Below are 18,789 nucleotides of genomic sequence, written 5' to 3'. Positions count from 1 at the left end.
TCAGCTCAGCCCACCGGCGCTGCCTGCGAAAGTCTTCGTGGTGAACACGCCCTGAACGGCGTACGGCGGTTGGCATCCGCCGTCGAGCAGCGAACGGCCGAGCGGGGTGAGCGTGTGCAGAACGGCACGGCTCACGCGGTGACTGGTGACCAGTCCCGCCTCCCGCAGCACCCGGGTGTGCTCGCTCGCCGAGGCGGGCGCGATGTTCAGCCGCTGGGCCAGTTCACTCGTGCTCGCCCCGGATTCCAGCATCCGCAGCACCAGCGCCCTGGTGCGGCCGAGCAACGCGGCGAGCGAGGACGACGCCTGCCGGGCCGTCCCGGCCGCACAGCACGGCACCGTGCGGTCGACCGGGTAGAGCAGCGCGGGGCCGCATCCGTTGCCCGGCACCAGGATCGGCGCGAGGCAGAAGTACGACGGGATGAGCCGCACCCCGCGCCCGCCGAGCCGGACCTCACCGGCGCGGGCGGCGAGTTCGAGCACCGGTGACCGCCACACCGCGCCCGGCCGCAGGCTCGCCAGCAGCGCGTCGACCCCACCGTCGAGGAAGGCCCGCGCCCGCACCGCGCGGTCGGCGTCCAGCCGCATCAGCACATGCTCGTGATACGGCGCGATCGCCGCGTCGTAGTAGTCGGACAGCGCCTGCTCGTACGGGCCCGAAACAACGGGCTCCGGCGCGTCGGAAACCGCGGCCAGTACCCGCAGCGCGGCCGCGAGCGAACGGTCGCTGACCCGCTGGGCCAGCACCCGGCGGCGCCACGGCTCGAACAGCGACGGGCCGGCGCGCGCCCGCAGCAGCCGCAGGCTCAACCAGGCTTCCCAGCACGCATCGGCTTCCCCGGCGATGCGCACCTGTCCGAGGTCTTCGCCGGTGAAGTGGATACGGAGCACTACGCGCACGTTACTAGTGGTGCATTCTCCGTGATATCCACCATTTCGGCGCTGGGCGTTCGCCGTTTCGGCGTCATCCGAAATGCTGAGTACCCGTACCTCCCCGGGGCGGCCAGGTCCGTGCCGCGGGAAAACGCCTTCGATTTCCCCCGCGTGGCCGCGAATTCCGCCCGGGGACGCCGCTCAGGGAGTCAGCTTCGCGGTGAGGAATCCGGTGGCGACGCTTTCCGCACCGGTGATCCGCGGCGCCACTTCGGCGAGTGCCCGGCGTTTCCACAACAGGAACAGCAGATCCGCCGAGGTGGCCTCGACCGTCGCCGCGGGCTCCGTTTCCGGCCCGAGCGCGGGCGACGCGCCGTCGGTACCGGGGTGCACCGTCCAGCTGTCGCCGGTGTCGGTGGCGCGCAGCAGCAGCGGCGCGGACAGCGACGGCGGGTCCGTCCAGCGGGTGATCCTGGGCAGCAGCGCGGTGAGCACCTCGTCGACGCCGTCGGCCGCGATCGCCGGGTCCGGGGTGTGCGCGGTGCCCGCCGCGCGGTGCGCGTCCACGAGGTGGACGGCGGTTTCCTGGACCTGACGGCGGAACCAGAACGCCATGTCCTTGGGGGTGCCGCCGAAATGCCAGCACGGATCCTCCGGCCGGGCCGCGGTGAGGGCGGACAGCAGCGTCTCGGCGCTCTCGGCGTACCAGTCGGCGAGGTCGCCGGCGGCCGCCGTGGCGAAATCCTGTGGCTGCGGTTCCCCCGCCTCGACGACCTTGGCGACCCAGCGGTGCACGTGCCCGAGGTGGGTGCCGAGGTCGGTGAGTGTCCACGGCTCACAGCACGGCACCGGGGCCGTGTGGTCTGCGGTGCGCAGCACGCGGGCGAAGTCCTCGGTCAGCACGCGCAGCGAGGCGAGGTATTCCGCCGGCGGCAACGGGAGCGTGGTCATGTGAGCGACTCTAAACACGCCCACCGACAAAAACGCGGGGAGGGACGAGCCCCTCCCCGCGTCCGGTGGTCCTCAGAGGCTGGGGAACCAGAGCTTCAGCTCGCGCTCGGCGGACTCCTGGCCGTCCGAGCCGTGGACCAGGTTGTACTGCGTCTCCAGCGCGAAGTCGCCACGCAGGGTGCCGGGGGTGGCCTTCTCGACCGGGTCGGTGCCCCCGGCGAGCTGACGGAACGCGGCGATCGCGCGCGGGCCCTCGACGGCGAGCGCGACGACCTGGCCGGACGTGATGAACTCCAGGAGATCACCGAAGAACGGGCGTTCCTTGTGCTCGGCGTAGTGTTCCTCGGCCAGCGAACGGGGAACGGTGCGCAGCTCCAGAGCGGCCAGCTTGAGCCCCTTGCGCTCGATGCGCGAAATGACCTCGCCGACGAGGCCGCGCGCCACGCCATCGGGCTTGACCAGGACGAGCGTGCGTTCAGTCACGACGGTAATTCTCCCTGTGTGATTTGCGTGTCAACGGGCGCGAGCCTATCCGACCCGGTCCGTGGCCCTGAACGCCGTCCAGGCGCCATGACGGTTTTTCACCAATTCCCTACGTGAGTCGGTAACAAACCGGCAGTCGGGGGCCTACTCTTCGCGATCAGTTCAGCACACCACGAGGAGGCACCATGCGGAAACTCCGCGCGGCCACGACGGTCGCCGGCGCGGCCGTGCTGCTCGCGTCACTGGGCTTCGCTGCCGGACCGGGAGCGCAGGCGGGCGACACGAACAGCCAGGACGTCATCGAATACCGCGTCCACGACGCCTACCCGAAGGGTGAGGCGCTCGAATCGGCCGGGCTCGAAGTCGTCAAGCGCGTGGGCGACGACGTGATCGTCGTGGGCGACGCGAACACCGGTTCCCGGCTCGAAAAGCTCGGCCTCCGCGCCGAGGTGAGCAGGCACCTCCGGCAGGCGCCGTGGTCCGCGCCGACGCTGAAGCCCGGCGCGGCACCGCAGGACGAGACGTACTACGGCGGCTATCACACCGTCAACGCGCACTACGCCAACATGGACGCCGCCGCGAGCGCGCACCCCGATCTGGCGACCGTGGTGAACTACGGCCAGTCGTGGCGCAAGCAGCAGGGACAGGGCGGGTACGACCTCAAGGCCGTCTGCGTCACCAAGAAGGCCGAGGGCGACTGCGCGCAGAAGCCGGACTCGAAGAAGCCGCGGTTCCTGCTCCAGTCGCAGATCCACGCGCGCGAGATCGCGACCGGCGAGATGTCGTACAAGTACATCAACTACCTGGTGAACGGCTACGGCAAGGACCCCGAGGTCACGAAGCTGCTCGACACGACCGAGATCTGGGTCGTGCCGATCGTGAACCCGGACGGCGTGAACATCGTGCAGTCCGGTGGGAACAGCCCGAAGCTGCACCGGAAGAACGCCGACTTCACCGACGCGGACCTGCGGCAGTGCGGCGACAGCGCGGGCAGCCAGCCCGGCGTCGACCTCAACCGCAACTTCGGCTACCACTGGGAAAGCAACACCAGCAAGTGCGACCAGACGACGTCGACGTCGAACGGTGCCGCGGACTCCGAGCCGGAGACGAAGGCACTGGAACAGTTGTGGGCCAACCTCTTCGGCGACCACCGCGCGGACGGCCCCGACGACAGGCCGGACGCGAACGCGCGTGGCACGGCGCTGATGCTGCACAGCTACGCGGGCATCATCATCCTGCCGTGGGAGTACACGCACAGCACGCACACGCCGAGCGACGCGCAGTTCCGCGCGATGGGCGCGGACATGTCGAAGTTCTCCGGCTACCAGTACGGCCAGGCCGGTGAGCTGCTCTACGACGCCGCGGGCGGGTCGGACGACCTGGCCTACGGCAAGCTCGGGATCGCGTCGTTCACCATCGAACTCGGGGACAGCGGCGGCTCGTGCGACGGCTTCACCCCGCAGTACTCCTGTGTGGACGGCACCTTCTGGCCGTACATGCAGAAGACGTTCAACTACCTGGCGAGCAAGGCCCCCTCGCCCTACAAGTGACCCGGGCTTTCCCGGCATGGTCCGTGGGGGCCTCCTTGAGGGACCTAGAGTCCCTCAAGGAGGCCCCCACGGACCTTCACCAAGCAGACGTCAGCGGCGTTCCGGCTGGAGGGTTTTCGACCACAGCGACGCGCCGGTGGCGTCGCGGAGGTCGACGCTCAACGCGCCCGAAGCGCCGTCGATGTTCAGCTCGCCGAAGTGCTGGTAGCCGTCGGCTGGCGAGGTGTTGGCCGCGGGCGGCGCGTGCACGAACACCGCCTCCGGGCCGAAGGTCGGGTCGAGCTTGTTCGGCCCGAAGGCGCCCGCGTTGAGCGGCCCGGAGACGAACTCCCAGAACGGGTGGAAGTCGCCGACCGCCGCGCGGTCGGGTGAGTAGTGGTGCGCCGCGGTGTAGTGCACGTCCGCGGTCAGCCACACGACGTTGCGGATCCGGCGGCGCGCGATCTCGCGCAGCACCCAGTGCAGTTCCGTCTCGCGCCCGCCAGGCGCGCCGGGCAGGCCGTTGGCCACCGCCTCGATCGCACCGGCACCGTCGGGCACGACCAGGCCGATCGGCATGTCCGCCTGGACGATCTTCCAGGTCGCGGTGCTGCGGCCGAGCGCGTCGACGAACCAGCGCGCCTGCCGGTCGCCGAGGATGTGGCCGGGTTTGGTCTGGTCGGAGGTGTTGGCGTCGCGGTAGGTCCGCATGTCGAGCACGAAGACCTCGGCGCGGGCGCCGTAGCGGAAGTTGCGGTAGACCCGCCCGTCGACGGCCTCGCGCCGGTCGATCGGGTGCCATTCGTGGAACGCCTGGAACGCGCGCGCGGCCAGCACGTCGACGCGCTTTTCGGTGTATTCGGGGCGGTCGTTGAGGATTTCGCCCGGGTACCAGTTGTTGACGACCTCGTGATCGTCCCACTGGACGTAGGCGGGCACCTCGGCGGAGAAGCGCCGGAAGTGCTCGTCCAGCCGGTTGTACGCGTGCTGGCCGCGGTATTCGTCGAGGGTCTCGGCGACCTTCGACTTCTCGGGCGTCATGACGTTGCGCCAGGTCCGGCCCCCGGGCAGGGTCACGGTTTCGCTCAGCGGCCCGTCGGCGTACACGGTGTCGCCGCTGTGCAGGAACAGGTCGGGCCGCCGGTCGGCCATCGCGGCGAAGATCGTCATCCCGCCCCGCGAAGTGTCGATACCCCAGCTCTGGCCGACGACGTCGCCGCTCCAGAGGATCCGGGTGTTCCGGCGTCCGATCGGCGCGGTGGCGAAGCGGCCGGTCAGCGGCTCGCTGCGGGTCCGGCCGTCGAGGGCCTCGGCGGTGACGCGGTAGTGGATCTCGGTGCCCGGCGGCAGCCCGGCGACCCGCACCTTGCCGGTGCCGCCGGTGGCCGGGGACACCACCGGCCCGACGACGCGGCGGGTGTGCCGGAACGACTCGTCCCGCGCGATCTCGACGACGAGGCGGGACGGGCGGTCCGCCCGCGACCAGACCACGCCGGAGCCGGTGGTGACGTCGCCGGACTGGACGCCGTGGGTGAGGATCGGGCGGTCACGCCGCAGTAGCGGGGCGGCGGAGACCTGGCCGGGCAGCAGCAGCCCGGCGGCGAGCGCGCCCGCGCCGGCGAGTCCGGCCTTGAACAGGACGCGGCGGGAGGGTGGGGACAGTTCGGTCATGCGCGGTTTCTATCCCGCGTTCCGGGCGGGCCGGCCAACGGCGGATGGCCGCGCGGTGAACGCGTCCGCCTCGCTCCACAGTGGACTGATCCACTTCGGACGGTCCGGGATTCAGGAACCCGCCTGCTGTTGCTGGCTGGGCAGGGTTCCCGCGGCCATCCGGCGCGCGACGTCACGGCGCAGCCACAGCACCCACAGCCAGAAGGCGAGGAAGATCACGCCGAGGATCGCCACCGCGGGCAGCAGGAACGCCATCGCGATCAGCACCAGCTGCAACACCAGCACCAGCGGGACGGCCCACGGGCGCTTGATCACCCCGCAGCACAACAGCAGCACGACGGCGACGGCGATCACGGCCCAGCCGGTACCGGTGCCGACCCCGCCGCCGAGCTTCGCGACCACCGGGATCGCGAGCGCGACCGTGATGGCCTCCATGATCAGCGAGCCCGCCATGACGCCGCGGAACCCCTTCATCGGGTCCTTGGCGGGTTTCGGGACGGGCTGCGCGGCCTCGTCGCTCATGCGGGCTCCTTCCCGAACAGCGTGCGCGCCTCGCCGACGGTGACGACCGATCCGGTGACCAGCACCCCGCCACCGGCGAGGGGTTCCTCCGGGTCGTCGCTCTGCTCGACGAGGCCGATCGCGGTCTCGATCGCGGTCTCCAGGTTCGACTCCGCGACGACGCGTTCCTCGCCGAAGATCGAGATGGCGAGGTCGTTCAGCTCCTCCAGCGGCATCGACCGCGGCGAGGAGTTCCGGGTGACCACGAGTTCGGAAACCACGGGTTCGAGCGCATCGAGGATGCCCCGCGCGTCCTTCTCGGCCATCACCGCGACCACCGCGGCGAGCCTGCGGAACGCGAACTCCTCGGCCACCGTGGTGGCGAGCGCGCGGGCGCCCATCGGGTTGTGCGCGGCGTCGAGCAGCACGGTCGGCGCCGCGCGGACGCGTTCCAGCCGTCCGGGGTTCTCGACCTCGGCGAACGCCTCGCGCACCGCTTCGACCACGAGCTGCCGGTCCTTGCCCGCGCCGAAGAACGCCTCGACGGCGGCCAGCGCGAGCGCGGCGTTCGCGGCCTGGTGTTCCCCGTGCAGCGGCAAGAAGATCTCGTCGTAGACACCGCCGAGGCCCTGCAGCTTCAGCAGCTGGCCGCCGACCGCGACCTCGCGCGCCAGCACGCCGAACTCGCTGCCCGCGCGCGCCACCGTGGCGTCCACCTCGACCGCGCGCTCCAGCAGCACCTTGAGCACGTCTTCGTTCTGCTCGGCGAGGACCGCGACGGAACCGGGTTTGATGATCCCGGCCTTCTCCTTCGCCGCCGACACCGGATCGGGGCCGAGGTACTCGACGTGGTCGAGGCCGATCGGGGTGAGCACCGCGACGTCGGCGTCGGCGACGTTGGTGGCGTCCCAGGCACCGCCCATGCCCGCCTCGACGACCGCGGCCTCCACCGGGGCGTCGGCGAACGCGGCGAACGCCATCCCGGTGAGGATCTCGAACTTGCTCATCGCGACGCCGTCCGGGTCGGCACCGTCCACCATGGACACATAGGGCGCGATGTCCTGGTAGAGCTCGACGTAACGCGCGGCGGGGATCGGGTGCCCGTCGAGCGCGATCCGCTCGGTGACCAGCTGCAGGTGCGGACTGGTGTAGCGGCCGGCGCGCAGGCCCATCCTGGTCAGCAGCGCGTCGATCATCCGGCTCACCGAGCCCTTGCCGTTGGTCCCGGCCACGTGCAGCACCGGGTAGCCCTTGTTCGGCTCGCCGAGCAGCGTCATCAGCGCGGAGATGCGGGCGAGCGAGGGTTCGAGCTTCGTCTCCGGCCAGCGCTGGTTGAGCTCGGCCTCGACGGCCATCAGCTCGCGGCGCGCCCGCGGGCCGTTCGGATCGTCGTGCTCGGGCGGCTCGCCCTCGTCGTCGAGCTCGTGCGGGGGTTCGGCGCCGGTGGGCGCGAGGTCAGGCACCGGGCCGAGGGCGAGGTTGTCGCCGAGCTGCCCGACGCCGCCGATGCCCGCCCGCGAGCCGCCGCCCGCGGTGAACGCGTCGTCGGGGGTGTCCAGTTCGGGGTCGGTGTCGTCGGCCCCGTCCTCGGCGTCCTCGTACGCCTGGGCACCCAGTTCGTCGACACCCGCGAAGCTGTCCGGATCGGCCAGATCCGGCCGCCGGGCTTCCCGTCGTGCGGACTCTTCGGACTCGAACGGTTCGCCCGATTCGCCACGCGGCACTGAAACTCCCTAGACCCTGCGTCACCTGTCCAGCCGAGTCTACGTGCGGCCGTCCTGGCACTCTCGACGTATGCCGTTCAACCACAATCACCACTACCACCCGCTGCTGCTCGGCCTGGTGCCGCCCGGTCCCGGCACCGCGCTCGACGTCGGCTGTGGTTCCGGGCGGTTCGCGCGGCGGCTGGCCGCGGCGGGGATGACCGTGGACGCGCTGGACACCTCGGCGGAGATGGTCGAGACGGCCGGGGCACTGGGCTCGCCGGGGCCGGGCAAGATCACCTACCGGCACGCGGACGTCACCACCGAGCCGCTGCCGGAGGGGCACTACGACTTCATCTCGTGCCTCGCGTCGCTGCATCACGTGCCGTTCGGGACGGTGACCACGCTGCGGCGGGCGCTCGCGCCCGGCGGGGTGCTGGCCGTGCTGGGGCTGGGCCGCCCGAGCGCGCCGGTGGACTGGGGGATGTGGGTGGCGGCCTCGCCGGTCAACGTGCTCGCGCGGCTCGTCGTGGCCGCCGGTGACCGGCTCAACGGCGGCCCCGACCCCGGCCCGGTGGCGCCGGTCAGGGACGAGAGCGCGTCGATGGCGGAGATCCGGCGCGAGTCGGCCCGGCTGCTGCCCGGCAGCCGGGTCCGGACGCTGCTGTTCTGGCGGTACCTGCTCACCTACCGCGAGCAGGGCGAAATTCACCCGATCTGATCCCACGAGCGGGTGAACCCGGCGCCGACCACCCGATTGGCGGCACGCAGCGGGGTGCGGGCTGGCTAGACGTGAATCATGACGCGCATCACTCGGACCCTGCTCACCGCGGCCGTTTCGGCCGTGCTGCTCACCACGTCGGCCGCCGCCGTTTCGGCCGCTCCCCTGCCGGAGGTCGGCCGGTACGTCGCGCTCGGCGACTCCTACACCTCCGGTCCGCTGATCCCCGCGCAACGCTGGGACCCGCTGGGCTGCGGGAGATCCACGAACAACTACCCGTCCTTCGTCGCCAGGGCACTCGACCCGGCGAAGTTCACCGACATCAGCTGCGGCGGCGCGAAGACCGCGAACATGGTGTCACCGCAGCAGGTCCAGTTCGGCGGGGTGAACCCGGCGCAGTTCTCCGCGCTGCGCGAGAACACGGACCTGGTCACGCTCGGCATCGGCGGCAACGACTCCGACGTGTTCGCGACGCTCGTCGGCACCTGCCCCGGGCTGCGCGCGTCGGATCCGCACGGGAACCCGTGCCAGCGGAAGTACTCGCCGGACGGGGTCGACACGATGAAGGCCGCCGTCGCGCGGACCGGCGACGACGTGGTCACCGTGCTCCGGGGCGTCCACCAGCGGTCCCCGCACGCGAAGGTACTCGTGGTGGGCTATCCGCGCATCGCGCCGCCGAGCGGGTACTGCCCGGATGTGCTGCCCTTCGCCGACGGCGACTACGCGTGGCTCAACAGCGTCGAAGAGGCATTGAACGCCGCGCTCGCCCGGGCCGTGACGACCGACGGCGGCTCGGTCTACGTGGACACCTACACGCCGTCGCTCGGGCACGACGCGTGCGCCCGCGGCGGCGCGGCGTGGATCAACGGCCAGTACACGAACCTGTTCGCGGCACTGAACTACCACCCGTTCCGGAACGGCATGGAGGGCATCGCGAACGTCGTCCTCAAACACCTGAAATAGCACGGTCTCTGAAGGCCACCATGAGGGACTTGAGTTCCCTCATGGTGGCCTTCAGAGACCTCTGCTCAGGCCGTCGGCAGGGCGGCGAGGCGGGCGGTGATGCGGTCGATGTCGGCGACCGCGGTTTCCTTGCGCGCCTTGATCTTCTCGATCACGTGCTCGGGTGCCTTGGCGATGAAGGCCTCGTTGCCGAGCTTGCCCTCGGTCTGCGCGAGCTCCTTCTGCGCGGCGCCGAGGTCCTTCTGCAGCCGCTTGCGCTCGGCCGCGACGTCGACCGTGCCGGAGAGATCGAGTTCGACGGTGACCGTGCCGCCGCTGATCGCGACCTCCAGCGACGCGCTCGCGGCGAACCCCTCCCCCGGCGCGGTGAGCCGGACCAGCGACCGGATCGCGTCCTCGTGCCCGGCGACCTCGCCGAACCCGTCGCCCGCGAGCCGCGAGGACACCTTCTGGCCGGGCTTGAGGCCCTGGTCTGCGCGGAAGCGGCGGATCTCGGTGACGAGCTTCTGGACGTCGGCGACGCGGGTGTCCGCCCGCGCGTCGGCGTAGCCGTCAAGAGGCGACGGCCAGGGCGCGATCACCAGCGACTCGCCGCCGGTCAGTGCCTTCCACAGCTTCTCGGTGATGAACGGGATGAACGGGTGCAGCAACCGCAGCACGGTGTCGAGCACGTGCCCGAGCACCGCGCGGGTGGCGGTGACCCTGGCCTCGTCGCCCTGGTAGAGCTGGACCTTGGCCAGCTCCAGGTACCAGTCGCACAGCTCGTTCCAGGTGAACTGGTAGAGCGCGCCCGCCACCTTGGCGAACTGGAAGTCCTCGAACAGTCCGTCCACTTCGGACACCAGGGCTTCGAGCCTACCGAGGATCCAGCGGTCGGACTCGGTCAGCTCCGCCGCGGCCGGGAGTGTGCCCGCCGCGGTGGCGCCGTTCATCATGGCGAACTTGCTGGCGTTCCACAGCTTCGTGCAGAAGTTGCGGGATCCGGCGGCCCATTCCTCGGCCAGCGCGATGTCCGCGCCCGGGTTAGCGCCCCGGGCCAGGGTGAAGCGCGTGGCGTCGGCGCCGTAGGCGTCCATCCAGTCGAGCGGGTCGATCCCGTTGCCGCGCGACTTCGACATCTTCTTGCCCTGCGCGTCGCGGATCAGGCCGTGCAGGTAGACGTGGTCGAACGGCTGGGCGCCGTCCATCTCCTGGACGCCGAACATCATCATCCGCACGACCCAGAAGAACAGGATGTCGTAGCCGGTGGACAACACGCTGGTCGGATAGAACTTCGCGAGGTCGGCGGTCCGCTCCGGCCAGCCCATGGTCGACATCGGCCACAGGCCGGAGGAGAACCAGGTGTCGAGCACGTCGGGGTCCTGCGTCCAGCCCTCACCGGCCGGGGGCTGCTCGTCCGGGCCGACGCAGACGACCTGGTCGTCCGGGCCGTACCAGACCGGGATGCGGTGCCCCCACCACAGCTGGCGCGAGATCGTCCAGTCGTGCATGTTGTCGACCCAGTCGAAGTAACGCTTCGCCAGCTCCGGCGGGTGAATCTCGGTGCGGCCGTCGCGGACGGCGTCACCCGCCTTCTTCGCCAGCTCCTCGACCTTGACCCACCACTGGAGGGAAAGCCGCGGCTCGACAACGGTGTTGCACCGCTCGCAGTGCCCGACGGCGTGCACGTACGGGCGCTTCTCGGCGACGATCCGGCCCAGCTCGCGCAGCGCGGCGACGACGGCGGGCCGTGCCTCGAAGCGGTCCAGGCCCTCGAACGGGCCGGGCACGGTGATCTCGGCGCGCTCGTTCATGACCGTGAGCATCGGCAGGTCGTGGCGGCGGCCGATCTCGAAGTCGTTGGGGTCGTGGGCCGGGGTGACCTTGACCGCGCCGGTGCCGAACTCGGGGTCGACGTGCTTGTCGGCCACGATCGGGATGCGGCGGCCGGTGAGCGGCAGCTCGACCTCGGTACCGATCAGGTGGGCGTAGCGCTCGTCGTCGGGGTGGACGGCGACCGCGGTGTCGCCGAGCATCGTCTCGGCGCGGGTGGTGGCCACGACGATCGCGCCGTCCCCGTCGCCGTAGCGGATGGAGACGAGCTCGCCGTCGTCGTCGCTGTGGTCGACCTCGATGTCCGACAGCGCCGTCTGGCAGCGGGGGCACCAGTTGATGATCCGCTCGGCGCGGTAGATCAGCCCGGCGTCGAAGAAGTTCTTGAACACGGTCTGGACGGCCTTGGAGAGGTTCTCGTCCATGGTGAACCGCTCGCGGCTCCAGTCGACGCCGTCGCCGAGACGGCGCATCTGGTCGAGGATCTTGCCGCCGTACTCGGCCTTCCACTCCCACACGCGCTCGACGAACTTCTCGCGGCCGAGATCGTGCCGGGACAGGCCCTCCCCCGCCAGCTGACGCTCGACGACGTTCTGGGTGGCGATGCCGGCGTGGTCCATGCCGGGCAGCCACAGCACCTCGTAGCCCTGCATGCGGCGGCGACGGCTCATCGCGTCCATCAGGGTGTGGTTGAGGGCGTGGCCCATGTGCAGACTGCCGGTGACGTTCGGCGGCGGAAGTACGATCGAGAACGGCGGCTTGTCCGACCCGGCGTCGGCGGTGAAGTACCCGGCGGCTACCCAGCCCTCGTAGAGGGGGGCTTCTTCGGCGGCCGGGTTCCAGGCACCCGGGAGGTCGGTCTGCTGCTGCGGAGCGTTCTCGGTCACAATGAACCAGTCTACGAACCCGCCGCGGCGGGTTTCACGCGCCTTGCTCACCGGCCGTGACGATCATGAGGTAGGCGCCGGTGACGGCGCGTGCGAGACAGGGGGAAGGCGGTCACAGTGGACGAACCGGAAGACCGGCGCATCGAGACGCACCCGGACCTGATCGACCCGGAATGGCGCAAGCACGCCGAGGTGGACGCGTGGCTGGGCGCGAAGAAGGAACTGAAGAAGCGCCGTAAGCGGGAGCGCCGCGCGCAGGCCTTCGGCGCGGCCGGGGACAGCCGGTGGCCGGGGATCCTCGCGATCACGCTCCTGATCGTGCTGGTGGCGACGACGGTGATCCTGCGGCAGGTGAACGGCCCCGGTGTCAACGACCCGAAGCGGGTGACCTCCGTCGTCTACGGCGCGCTCGCCGTCCCGGACCGGCCGAACCTGGTCGCCGCTCCCACGTCACGCTGAGGGTGGGCCGGATGTGCTGAAGGACGCCTTCAGTGCATCCAGCGCACCGAAGGCGTCCTTCAGCACCCCCAACGCACTGAAGGCGTCCTTCAGCTCCCCCGCCACCCGCCCAGGCACCGCGCCCTTTTTCGTCGCCCCCTCCCCGTACCGTGTCGGGTAGGGGGCCTTCGCGTGTCCTGAATCTTCCGTTCATTCCTTCGCGAGTCTCTGGGGCCTCCGTCCTCCGTGCGACAAGGGCGTCCCTGGGTGCGTCAGCCGCACCGGGGGCGTCCCTCGGCGCGGCCAACGCACCCAGGGCGTCCCTGGGTGCCCCGCCGCACCCCCCACCCGCCCCGAATCGCGGTGGCACATGTCACGCGGAGATACACAGGCGGAACTGCACAGCCTAGGCTGTGCAGTATGGCTACCGTTCCCGCGCACGTCGCCGAGACCGCGGGCTGGCTCCGCGGCGTCGTCGGCCAGCTGCGCCGCCGCCTGCGCCAGGTCGACAACGCCGACGTGCTGACCCCGACGCAGTCCGCGGTGACCAGCAGGCTCCACCGCGAAGGGCCCGCCACCCAGGCGGAGCTGGCTGCCGCGGAGCACGTCCGCCAGCAGTCGATGAGCGCCACCCTCGCCGTCCTCGACGAGCTCGGCTACCTCACCCGGACCCCCGACCCCGCCGACGGCAGACGGGTCGTCATCGGGCTTTCCGAGCTGGGCAGCAAGACCGTCGTCGGCGTCCTCCAGCACCGTGACGAGTGGCTGGCGCAGGCGCTGGTGAACGAGCTGACCGCCGAGGAGCTGGAGACCGTCACCCGCGCGCTGCCCCTGTTGCAGCGCATCGCGCAGCTGTGAAGGAGCAGGCCACGTCCACCGAGAACGCCACCGCCGTCCAGGCCCCGGCCCGATTCGGCGCGAAGCTGATCACCCCGCTCGTCGCCGGGGCGGTGCTCAACCCGATCAACTCGACCCTCATCGCCGTCGCGCTCGTCCCGATCGGACAGGCCTTCGGCGCCGGGCCGGGACGGACCGCCTGGCTCATTTCCGCGCTCTACCTGGCCACCGCGGTCGGGCAGCCGGTGGTCGGCCTGCTCGTGGACCGCTACGGCGCCCGCCGCGTCCTCATCGGCGGCGCGGCCGTGGTCATCGTCGCGGGCGTCGCCGGGATGCTCCCGGTCTCGGTCAGCTGGCTGACCGGCGTCCGCGCGCTGCTCGGCGTCGGTACCTGTGCCGGTTTCCCCGCCGCGATGGCGATCCTGCGGCGGCGTGCCGAGGCGTCCGGGCAGGGTGTCCCGGCGCGGGTGCTGTCGGTGCTGGCGATGTCCTCGCAGACGATCATGGTGATCGGCCCGACGCTGGGCGGTGTGCTGATCGGGCTGTTCGGCTGGCCCGCGATTTTCGCGGTCAACATCCCGCTCGCCGGGGCCTCGCTGCTGCTCGCGCTGTTCTGGGTCCCGAAGGACGACCCGCGTGCCGACGGCGACCAGCCGGCCCCGATCGACGTCGCCGGGATCGTGCTGTTCTCCGCGACCCTGCTGGCCCTGCTGTTCTACCTGATGGACCCGGGCGTCGGCGACCTCTACCTCCTGGCCGCCGCGGTCGCACTCGGCGCGGCGCTGGTCTTCGTCGAACTCCGTATCCCGCGGCCCTTCCTCGACCTGCGGATGCTCGCCGCGAACCGCGCGATCCTGCGTACCTACCTGCGGCAGGGCCTGAGCTTCCTGGCCATCTACGCGATCATGTTCGGCTACGCGCAGTGGCTGGAGTCCGCGCGGCACCTGAGCGAGGAGGCCGCCGGGATGATGCTGCTGCCGATGTCGGGGGTCGCGGTCGCCGCGGCCGCGTTCTCCGGCCGCACCACCGGGGTCAGGGCCCGGCTCGTGACGACCGCCGTCGCGCTGGTGGGCGGGTCGGTGCTGCTGCTGTTCGTCGGCGAGCACACCTGGCTCGGGGTGCTGCTGGCGCTGACCGCGTTGTTCGGCCTCGCGCAGGGGCTGACCAGCGTGGCCAACCAGAACCGGCTCTACCGCGAGGCGCCCGCCGAGCAGATGGGCACCGCGAGCGGCCTGTTCCGCTCGGCCCAGTACCTCGGCGCGATCGTGGCCTCGACGCTCATCGCCCAGTGCTTCGGCCGCCACGCCGGGGACGAGGGGCTGCACCGGCTGGCGATCGCGCTCGTCGTGGTCAGCGCGCTCCTGCTCGCGGTGACCCTCTTCGACCGGGGCCTGCGCGAGGCCCGCCCGAACCGCTGACCACCGGGAACAGGCCCCCCGGTTTACCGCCGCGCGGCGAAGGCGCACGATGAACGGGTGACGCGCGAAGCCCCGACCGAAGACATCGACGAAACCCGGCTCGAAACCGGCAAGCCCAAGGGCTACGCGGCGGGTATCCCCGGCGTGGCCGTTTCGCTCGCCCGCGGTGTCGAGCAGATGGGTGCCGGACGGACCGTCCGCACCCTGCGGCTGCTGAACCAGCGCGAGGGCTTCGACTGCCCCGGCTGTGCCTGGCCCGAGCCGCGCGAGGTCGACGGTGAGCACCGCAAGCTGGCCGAGTTCTGCGAAAACGGCGCGAAGGCCGTCGCCGAGGAAGCCACGAAACGGCGCGTCGGACGGGAGTTCTTCGCGGCGCACTCGGTCGAGGACCTGAACACCAGGACCGACTTCTGGCTCGGCCAGCAGGGCAGGCTCACCGAGCCGTTCGTGCTGCGCGAGGGTGCGACGCACTACGAACCGATCTCCTGGGACGACGCGTTCACGCTGGTCGCGGACGAGCTGCGCGGGCTGGCCGACCCGAACGAGGCGGTGTTCTACACCTCGGGCCGCACCAGCAACGAGGCCGCGTTCCTCTACCAGCTGCTGGTGCGTTCGTTCGGGACGAACAACCTGCCGGACTGCTCGAACATGTGCCACGAGTCCTCCGGCGCGGCGCTGTCGGCGGCCATCGGCATCGGCAAGGGCTCGGTGACGCTGGCCGACGTGCACCACGCGGACCTGATCGTCGTCGTCGGGCAGAACCCCGGCACGAACCACCCGAGGATGCTCTCGGCGCTGGAGACGGCGAAAACCAAGGGCGCCAAGGTGATCGCCGTCAACCCGCTGCCCGAAGCCGGGCTGATGCGGTTCAAGAACCCGCAGAACGTCCGGGGCATGATCGGCAAGGGCACCGCGCTGGCCGACGAGTTCGCGCAGATCCGGCTCGGCGGTGACCTCGCGCTGTTCCAGGCGATCGGGCACCTGCTGCTGGCCTGGGAGGACGAGGCGCCCGGCACGATCGTCGACCACGCCTTCGTCACGGACACCACCGCCGGGTTCGAGGACTACGCCAAGCACCTGCGCGAGATCGACTGGGCCGAGGTCGAGACCGCGACCGGGCTGGACCGTGCGCAGATCGAGCGGATCGCGAGGATGATCGCGACCTCGGAGCGCACGATCTACTGCTGGGCGATGGGCCTGACCCAGCACAAGCACGCCGTGCCGACGATCTCCGAGGTCACGAACCTGGCGCTGCTGCGCGGGATGATCGGCAGGCCGGGCGCCGGGCTGTGCCCGGTCCGCGGGCACTCGAACGTGCAGGGCGACCGCACGATGGGCGTCTGGGAGAAGATGCCGGACGCCTTCATGGACGCGCTGGACGCCGAGTTCGGGATCCGGGTCCCGCGCGCGCACGGCTGGGACGTCGTCGATTCGATCCGCGCGATGCGGGACGGCCGGGGCAAGGTGTTCTTCGCGATGGGCGGCAACTTCGCCGCCGCCACCCCGGATTCCGAGCGGACCGAGCAGGCACTGCGGTCCTGCGCGCTGACCGTCCAGGTCTCGACGAAACTCAACCGCTCGCATGTCGTGCCCGGGAAAACCGCGCTGATCCTGCCGACGCTCGGGCGCACCGAGCGGGACACGCGGGCCGCCGGCGAGCAGTTCGTCACGGTCGAGGACTCGATGTCGCAGGTGCACATGTCGCGCGGGCGCCTGGCCCCCGCCGACAAGGATCTCCGCTCGGAGGTCGCGATCATCTGCGGTGTCGCGGAGAAGCTGCTCGGCGCGGACCACGCGGTGCCGTGGCACGAGTTCGCCGGCGACTACGACCGGATCCGCGACCGGATCGCCCGCGTCGTCCCCGGCTGCGAGGACTACAACAGGCGGGTCCGCGAGCCGGACGGTTTCGTGCTGCCGCACCCGCCGCGCGACTCGCGCCGGTTCACCGGGACGGCCACCGGCAAGGGCACCTTCACCGTGTCGGAGCTGGAATTCCCGCGGGTGCCCGCCGGACGGCTGCTGTTGCAGACCATGCGCAGCCACGACCAGTACAACACCACCATCTACGGCCTGTCCGACCGCTATCGCGGCGTCGAGAACGCGCGGCGCGTGGTCCTGGTCAACCCGGACGACCTGGCCGGGCTCGGCGTCGCCGACGGGTCGATGGTCGACCTGGTGTCGGAGTGGAGCGACGGCGACCGCCGGGCGCCGGGCTTCCGCGTGGTGGCCTACCCGACCGCGCGGGGATGCGCGGCGGCGTACTTCCCCGAGGCGAACGCGCTGGTACCGCTGGACTCCGTGGCCGACAAGTCGAACACCCCGGTGTCGAAGGCGATCGTGATCCGGCTGGAACCCTCCGCCTGAGCCGTTTCTGTCGGTCCCCGGCGCTAGCCTGCCGACATGGAACCTGGGGACATCGCGCGGGAAATGGCACTGCTGCTCAGATCGAGCACCGGCTCGCCAGGCTGGACGAACGCCGTGCTGCGGATCTGGGTCGGTCACGACGGGTACCGCACGCACGCCTCGTCCGACACCGAGCCGTACCTGTACGCGGACGTGTCCGCGCTGGTCGCGCACCTGCCGTGGGCGTTCCACGAGCTCCGGCTGAGCGGTTCGGGCACCTACACCTACCTGGCCACCCCCGGCGTCGGCGGGATGCCACCGACGTGGATCCTGTTCGACCGGGACCATCGATACCCCCGGCAGCCGCGGCCGGGCATGCCGCTGCCCGCGCGGTCCCGGCCGACCGGTGCCCCCACCGACCCCGCGGTGCTGGCGCGCGTCACCGCGCTGGCCGACGAGTTCGCGAAGCTCTACGCCGGAATCAAGGGCCGGGCCCCGGAGTGGGCGCCGGGGTGCACCGAAGCCCAGCTCGCCGAGGCCGAGGAGCGCATCGGGGCCCGGCTACCCGAGGATCTTCGGGCGCTCTACCGCGTCACGGACTGGGACGGCGAGTCCGGTCTCCTCGGCTCGTACGCCCACGACCCGCTGCGCATGCTCGTCGAGCGGTACCACGACGGTGATCCCGGTTTCCACAACTGGCAGGAAGGGCTTTCCGAGGACGGCGTCGTCTTCGAGACCCCGCCCGCCGGGCGGGTGAAACGCCTGTCCCGCAACGACTGGTGGATCACCTTCGGCAGCGACCACGCGGGCGACATGCTCGCCGTGGACCTCGACCCGGCCGAACACGGGACCAGCGGCCAGGTGCTCGAATACGGGCGGAACGTCGAGGGCCCGCTCCGCTACGTCGCGTCCTCCGTCACCGCGATGCTGGAGGAGGTGCTCCACGCGCTACGCGCGGGCGAGTACCACGACGAAGGCCCTCCCTACCGTCTCATCGCCAAGGCCGCGTTCGCCCCGGGCGGCGTCCGCGCACACTACGAGGCGCTGAACGGGACGACGGACGTTTCCGGCGTCCCCGATCCGGGCCTCGTCCAGGAACTGTTCCTCAACGACGCCGGTGACGTGGACCTCACGGCACTGGAACCGTTGTCCTCGCTGCGCCGGCTTCGCGTCAACCGGGCGGACTCCGTCGTCGCGGACCTGTCCGCGCTTCCCGTCCTCGAAGCGGCCGAGCTCGAATCGTCCACTGTGGACCTTCGCCCGCTGGCGGAGCACCCCGCGCTGTGGAGCCTTTCCCTCACCGGGGTGAAGCACCCGATCGACCTGAGCCTCCTGACGAAGCTCCCCCGGCTGGCCAGGCTGCAGCTGGCCGGGCTCGACGTCCCCGAGCTCGAACGCGTCGGCGAGCTGACCTCGCTACGGGTACTCACCGTCGACGACGGCCAGCTCCGGCGGCTCGTGGATTCCGGCGCCGCGCTGCCCCCGTTGGCGGCGCTCGAAATCATCGGCACGGTTTCACTGGCCGAGCTCGTGGACCTCCGCGCGCGGCTGCGGCCGGACGCCCCGCCGGCCGAAGTCGTCGAAGCCTCGGGAACGCTGAGCTGAGCGCCGGGGCGGCCGATCGGGCAGCCTCCGGGGCATGCCTCCGCTTGGCGGTAG

Annotated in this window: 15 protein-coding genes; 8 read left to right on the top strand and 7 right to left on the bottom strand. The window is 71.0% G+C overall.

The window, feature by feature from the left end:
* The 3 genes from ABD987_RS36535 to ndk form a co-directional block, all read right to left on the bottom strand.
* Positions 1-891 (bottom strand): ArsR/SmtB family transcription factor, encoded by an 891-nt coding sequence (locus ABD987_RS36535; RefSeq protein ID WP_345405172.1) that lies wholly within the window; start codon positions 889-891, stop codon positions 1-3.
* A 183-nt stretch (positions 892-1,074) separates the two neighbouring features.
* A complete protein-coding gene (locus tag ABD987_RS36530; protein WP_345405169.1) occupies positions 1,075-1,824 on the bottom strand; it encodes a maleylpyruvate isomerase family mycothiol-dependent enzyme in 750 nt (249 codons plus the stop codon).
* 72 nt (positions 1,825-1,896) lie between these two features.
* Positions 1,897-2,307, bottom strand: a complete 411-nt coding sequence (gene ndk, locus ABD987_RS36525; RefSeq protein ID WP_345405166.1) for a nucleoside-diphosphate kinase — start codon at positions 2,305-2,307, stop codon at positions 1,897-1,899.
* Between the two features lie 185 nt (positions 2,308-2,492).
* Between ndk and ABD987_RS36520 the strand changes: the two genes are divergently transcribed.
* On the top strand, positions 2,493-3,857 hold the full coding sequence (locus ABD987_RS36520) for a M14 family zinc carboxypeptidase (RefSeq protein ID WP_345405163.1): 1,365 nt from the start codon (positions 2,493-2,495) through the stop codon (positions 3,855-3,857).
* Positions 3,858-3,947: 90 nt separating this feature from the next.
* On the opposite strand, the gene ABD987_RS36515 is transcribed toward ABD987_RS36520, so the two are convergent.
* The 3 genes from ABD987_RS36515 to folC form a co-directional block, all read right to left on the bottom strand.
* On the bottom strand, positions 3,948-5,507 hold the full coding sequence (locus ABD987_RS36515; protein ID WP_345405160.1) for an alkaline phosphatase D family protein: 1,560 nt from the start codon (positions 5,505-5,507) through the stop codon (positions 3,948-3,950).
* Between the two features lie 111 nt (positions 5,508-5,618).
* Positions 5,619-6,029: a DUF4233 domain-containing protein gene (locus ABD987_RS36510; protein WP_345405157.1), complete on the bottom strand. Its 411-nt coding sequence runs from the start codon at positions 6,027-6,029 to the stop codon at positions 5,619-5,621.
* Positions 6,026-7,660 (bottom strand): bifunctional tetrahydrofolate synthase/dihydrofolate synthase, encoded by a 1,635-nt coding sequence (gene folC / locus ABD987_RS36505; protein WP_345405217.1) that lies wholly within the window; start codon positions 7,658-7,660, stop codon positions 6,026-6,028. The genes ABD987_RS36510 and folC overlap by 4 nt, the downstream gene beginning before the upstream one ends.
* A gap of 142 nt (positions 7,661-7,802) precedes the next feature.
* Here folC and ABD987_RS36500 point away from each other — a divergent pair, with 142 nt between their 5' ends.
* On the top strand, positions 7,803-8,432 hold the full coding sequence (locus tag ABD987_RS36500; RefSeq protein WP_345405154.1) for a class I SAM-dependent methyltransferase: 630 nt from the start codon (positions 7,803-7,805) through the stop codon (positions 8,430-8,432).
* Between the two features lie 78 nt (positions 8,433-8,510).
* Positions 8,511-9,395, top strand: coding sequence for an SGNH/GDSL hydrolase family protein (locus ABD987_RS36495; protein WP_345405151.1), 885 nt, complete (start codon positions 8,511-8,513; stop codon positions 9,393-9,395).
* Positions 9,396-9,460: 65 nt separating this feature from the next.
* On the opposite strand, the gene ABD987_RS36490 is transcribed toward ABD987_RS36495, so the two are convergent.
* Positions 9,461-12,094 carry a valine--tRNA ligase gene (locus ABD987_RS36490; protein ID WP_345405148.1) on the bottom strand — a complete coding sequence of 878 codons (2,634 nt, stop codon included), beginning with the start codon at positions 12,092-12,094 and terminating at the stop codon, positions 9,461-9,463.
* 117 nt (positions 12,095-12,211) lie between these two features.
* Between ABD987_RS36490 and ABD987_RS36485 the strand changes: the two genes are divergently transcribed.
* From ABD987_RS36485 to ABD987_RS36465, 5 genes are all read left to right on the top strand, one after another.
* Positions 12,212-12,553: a hypothetical protein gene (locus ABD987_RS36485; RefSeq protein WP_345405145.1), complete on the top strand. Its 342-nt coding sequence runs from the start codon at positions 12,212-12,214 to the stop codon at positions 12,551-12,553.
* A 399-nt stretch (positions 12,554-12,952) separates the two neighbouring features.
* On the top strand, positions 12,953-13,390 hold the full coding sequence (locus ABD987_RS36480) for a MarR family winged helix-turn-helix transcriptional regulator (RefSeq protein WP_345405142.1): 438 nt from the start codon (positions 12,953-12,955) through the stop codon (positions 13,388-13,390).
* A 68-nt stretch (positions 13,391-13,458) separates the two neighbouring features.
* Positions 13,459-14,787, top strand: a complete 1,329-nt coding sequence (locus ABD987_RS36475; protein WP_345405214.1) for an MFS transporter — start codon at positions 13,459-13,461, stop codon at positions 14,785-14,787.
* Positions 14,788-14,844: 57 nt separating this feature from the next.
* On the top strand, positions 14,845-17,151 hold the full coding sequence (locus ABD987_RS36470; protein ID WP_345405139.1) for an FdhF/YdeP family oxidoreductase: 2,307 nt from the start codon (positions 14,845-14,847) through the stop codon (positions 17,149-17,151).
* A gap of 36 nt (positions 17,152-17,187) precedes the next feature.
* On the top strand, positions 17,188-18,735 hold the full coding sequence (locus ABD987_RS36465; RefSeq protein WP_345405136.1) for an SMI1/KNR4 family protein: 1,548 nt from the start codon (positions 17,188-17,190) through the stop codon (positions 18,733-18,735).
* Positions 18,736-18,789: the final 54 nt, after the last annotated feature.

Source organism: Amycolatopsis samaneae (assembly GCF_039541975.1).
GTDB classification, from domain to species: Bacteria; Actinomycetota; Actinomycetes; order Mycobacteriales; family Pseudonocardiaceae; genus Amycolatopsis; species Amycolatopsis samaneae.
The sequence above is the reverse complement of the archived record's forward strand: the minus strand, read 5'-3'. Positions and strand labels throughout refer to the sequence as shown.

Excerpts from the sequence above, each read along its gene's own strand:
- ABD987_RS36530 (WP_345405169.1), bottom strand. The coding sequence starts at position 1,824 with ATGACCACGCTCCCGTTGCCGCCGGCGGAATACCTCGCCTCGCTGCGC.
- ABD987_RS36520 (WP_345405163.1), top strand. The coding sequence starts at position 2,493 with ATGCGGAAACTCCGCGCGGCCACGACGGTCGCCGGCGCGGCCGTGCTG.
- ABD987_RS36515 (WP_345405160.1), bottom strand. The coding sequence starts at position 5,507 with ATGACCGAACTGTCCCCACCCTCCCGCCGCGTCCTGTTCAAGGCCGGA.
- ABD987_RS36510 (WP_345405157.1), bottom strand. The coding sequence starts at position 6,029 with ATGAGCGACGAGGCCGCGCAGCCCGTCCCGAAACCCGCCAAGGACCCG.
- ABD987_RS36500 (WP_345405154.1), top strand. The coding sequence starts at position 7,803 with ATGCCGTTCAACCACAATCACCACTACCACCCGCTGCTGCTCGGCCTG.
- ABD987_RS36495 (WP_345405151.1), top strand. The coding sequence starts at position 8,511 with ATGACGCGCATCACTCGGACCCTGCTCACCGCGGCCGTTTCGGCCGTG.
- ABD987_RS36480 (WP_345405142.1), top strand. The coding sequence starts at position 12,953 with ATGGCTACCGTTCCCGCGCACGTCGCCGAGACCGCGGGCTGGCTCCGC.
- ABD987_RS36465 (WP_345405136.1), top strand. The coding sequence starts at position 17,188 with ATGGAACCTGGGGACATCGCGCGGGAAATGGCACTGCTGCTCAGATCG.